Origin of the sequence: Bacillus haikouensis (genome assembly GCF_013179555.1) — a bacterium.
In the GTDB taxonomy this organism is placed as follows: domain Bacteria; phylum Bacillota; class Bacilli; order Bacillales; family Bacillaceae_B; genus Rossellomorea; species Rossellomorea haikouensis_A.
This window is the reverse complement of the sequence record NZ_JABMCR010000343.1, coordinates 1-3,755: the sequence shown is the minus strand read 5'-3', so window position 1 is coordinate 3,755 and position 3,755 is coordinate 1. Positions and strand designations below refer to the sequence as shown.

General features: G+C 43.1%; 2 protein-coding genes. Both read right to left on the bottom strand.

Going from position 1 to position 3,755, the window contains the following annotated elements:
• Positions 1-576 precede the first annotated feature (576 nt).
• Positions 577-2,652, bottom strand: a complete 2,076-nt coding sequence (gene ptsG, locus HP456_RS21090) for a glucose-specific PTS transporter subunit IIBC (protein ID WP_172254781.1) — start codon at positions 2,650-2,652, stop codon at positions 577-579.
• 267 nt (positions 2,653-2,919) lie between these two features.
• Complete coding sequence (gene glcT, locus HP456_RS21085; protein WP_172254779.1) at positions 2,920-3,753, bottom strand: glucose PTS transporter transcription antiterminator GlcT; 834 nt, start codon at positions 3,751-3,753, stop codon at positions 2,920-2,922.
• Positions 3,754-3,755: the final 2 nt, after the last annotated feature.

Here is a 3,755-nt window from a genome sequence, read left to right as displayed (position 1 = left end):
CCAGGATCAAACTCTCCGATAAAAGTTTGAATAGCTCTTGTTTGCAACGATTCAATCGTTGCGGTAAATCTAGAATTAACGTTGACGTATTGTCTTGTTTTGTTCAGTTTTCAAGGTTCAATGTTTTGCGCACTTCGTTTGAAGCGACTTAACCATCATACCAATAATGCGACGCTGTTGTCAACAACTTTTTTTAATTTATTTTCTATCAATCAAGTTGTTTTGGCGTCTCACTTGCGACGGTTTTTAAAGTATATCAACCAATTCGAGTTCCGTCAACAGTTTCCACCAAATTAATTTAAACTTTTTGGAAACACTCTTTTTTATCCAAACTCTATCTGTTTGAAATCACGCGGCATTCATGATTTTCAACGCCATCCCTGCCGGTTCTATTGGGGATGAAGCGCATACTGCATGCTTTTACTCCCTCCTCAATTGATGCTATCAATCGAGAATGATTATCCTTCAGAAGATTACCCTTCATCTATCATTTACTAATTTCACTACTTCTTTCTTCTATATATAAGAAACCCCCGCACCAATTATCAGATTCGGCGCGGGGGTTTCTTTGTAACATTAATCGATCTTAATAATATTTTCGTCGTTGCGGTTCACTTTACCTGTCTTCTCCAATGTCACTCGCTGACCTTCTTTAAGGTTCGTGAAGACGATCGGCGTCACGATAGAAGGCGCATTTTCTTTGATATAGTCTAAGTCAACTTCCAGTAACGGCTGACCTGCTTCAACCTGGTCTCCCTCTTTTACAAGAGTTTCAAAGCCTTTACCTTCCAGTTTAACTGTATCAATTCCGACATGGATCAAAACTTCGCGGCCATTCTTGGATTCGAGTCCTAATGCGTGTTTAGTAGGGAATACATTCACTACTTTGCCGTCTACAGGAGAAACAATTGTTCCTTCTGATGGTATGATAGCGAATCCATCCCCCATCATTTTCCCGGAGAACACTTGGTCCGGCACTTCAGTGATTTCTTTGATTTCACCTGTGATAGGTGACACGAACTTTTCGTTCTTTTCTGCTTCTGTTGTTTGAAGTGCTTCAGGGTTCACTTCTTCAATTTGTTGTTCTACTTCTTCATTTGCGCTTGTTTCTGCTCTGCGTGGAGCTTTTCCGCGCATGATGTCTTGCATCTGTGATTTCAATGTATCGGATTTAGGACCGAAAATTGCTTGAATGCTGTTACCTACTTCAAGTACCCCTGAGGCACCTAATTTCTTAAGTCTTGGTTTATCTACGTTTTTCGCGTCGTTTACCGAAACACGCAGTCGAGTGATACATGCGTCTAAGTGAGAAATGTTCTCTTCTCCACCTAAAGCTTTAAGAACATTGTAAGGAAGTTCTCCCGCAGTTGCTGTTGTACCTGCATCGTCTTCTTCTTCCACTTCTTCCCGGCCTGGTGTCATAAGGTTCCATTTACGGATGGCAAAACGGAATCCGAAGTAGTAAATGACCGCAAATACAAGACCTACAGGGATGACGATCCAAGCGTTAGTCTGAGGATTAATCAGACCAAACAAGATATAGTCAATCATACCCCCAGAGAATGTCATACCAATTTTTACATCTAATAAATGCATCGTTAAGAATGAGAGACCTGCAAATATCGTATGAATACCGAACAGTATCGGCGCTACGAATAAGAATGAGAATTCAATCGGTTCTGTGATACCTGTCAAGAAAGACGTCAATGCTGCAGAACCCATGATTCCTGCCACTATCGCTTTACGCTCAGGACGGGCTTCATGGTAGATCGCAAGGGCCGCTGCAGGAAGACCGAACATCATGAACGGGTATTTACCTGTCATGAAGGTACCAGCTGTCAGATCTTGAACACCGTCTTGTATTTGTTTCATGAAGATCGCCTGGTCACCACGGATGATGTTACCTGCTTCTGAAGTATACGTTCCAAACTCAAACCAGAATGGTGAGTAGAAAATATGATGAAGTCCGAACGGGATAAGGGCACGTTCGATGACACCGAAGATGAATGCAGCAAAAGCTCTGTTTTCACCCAGCATAAAGTTCGAGAATGCGTTCAGGCCGTTTTGGATTGGCGGCCAGATCAATAGCATCAACAACCCTAATACAACTGCAGATGCTGCTGTTGCGATCGGTACAAACCGTTTACCTGCGAAGAACCCCAGGTAAGAAGGCAGTTCGATTTGGAAGAAACGGTTGTACATATATGCTGCCAGTATTCCGACGATAATACCGCCGAATACCCCGGTTTGAAGTGTCGGAATTCCGAGAACAAGTGCATGGGCAGGATCTACCCCCTCACCCGTTACATCACCGATTCCTAACCCTTCAACTGTCCCCATTGTTACGTTCATAATCAAGAAACCAACAATGGCAGCAAGTCCGGCAACTCCTTCACCGCCGGCCAGCCCAATGGCCACACCGACCGCAAATAGTAACGGCAAGTTATCAAAAATGATTCCACCCGCTCGTTCCATAACTCCAGCAACGGTTTCAACGCCGCCGTTTGCAAGGAATGGAGCAATTTCCAATAAAGTAGGATTCTGCAGGGCATTACCAAATGCCAGCAGAAGTCCTGCAGCCGGTAATATCGCTACTGGAAGCATTAACGCTTTACCGACTTTTTGTAAGACGCCAAAAGCCTTTTTAAACATAAGTTTTCCTCCTTTTAATAATTGTGCATAATTTAGCAGATTAGATGATAGCTGCAAACAAGAAAAGCAGAAGCCCCTTGCTCAGCCCCGACAAGCGTTGGACGGACCAAACGTCTTGAGGAGTCAGACGCTGGAGCCGGCCATGAAAAAAGGCATGAGAAAAGAGGATATTGAACGTATAAGGATAGACTACCCCAATTCATACGTTTCAATTATCTTCTTTACTCATGCCTGATCGAACAGTAACACGTAAGATAGATAAGTACATTATTTAACTTTTGTCTGTATACGCTGCAGATGCATCGTTAAGTACACTGCTTCTGCATCATAAACAGGTTTCCTTAATGTTTGCTGCATCATCTTGATCAGCTTCCAAGATAGATTATAGCAGAGAGGGTATTCCTCTTTCAACAGTTTTGCTATTTTTTCAGGTTCCTCGACCCGTTCTTCCCGCAGGACACGCTCGATTGTGTATCGGATATGACGAACCAGCCTCATATAATCGACGCTTTCTTTGTTGATTTTGACTTCGAGCTGCTGTTCGATCATGGAGGTGAGCCTCGATATCAATTGCGAATGCTGATTGACCTCCGAAAGATCTTTATTCATCATGGCACTGTGGATATGGAGCGCGATGAAGCCGACTTCCCCTTCAGGCAGATTCACATCCGTCATCTCATTGATCATCCCGACGACTTCACGGGCTATTTCATATTCAAACGGATAGAGGGTCCTCGTTTCTACTAAAAAGGGATTTCGTATCTCCATCCCTCTCATCAGTCGATTAATGGCAAAGAGGATATGATCAGTAAGTGCAATGTGAATATGTTCATTCAAGAACGAATTCGTGCGTTCCCTTATCAATTCGATTGCAGAAATGATGACATTCGAAATATCTTCATCCAGGAGCGGCAGCAAGTTTTTATACTGTTCCTGCTCCTTTTCCCCTTTCAGGACAAACATTTTTTCCGCAATGTCATTCCGGATGGGGTCTCCGCTCTTTCGATTAAACCCGATCCCTTTTCCAATCAGAACGACTTCCCCATAGCTTTCATGCTGGGCGATCAGCACATTATTATTCAATGTTTTTTTTACATTCAAAG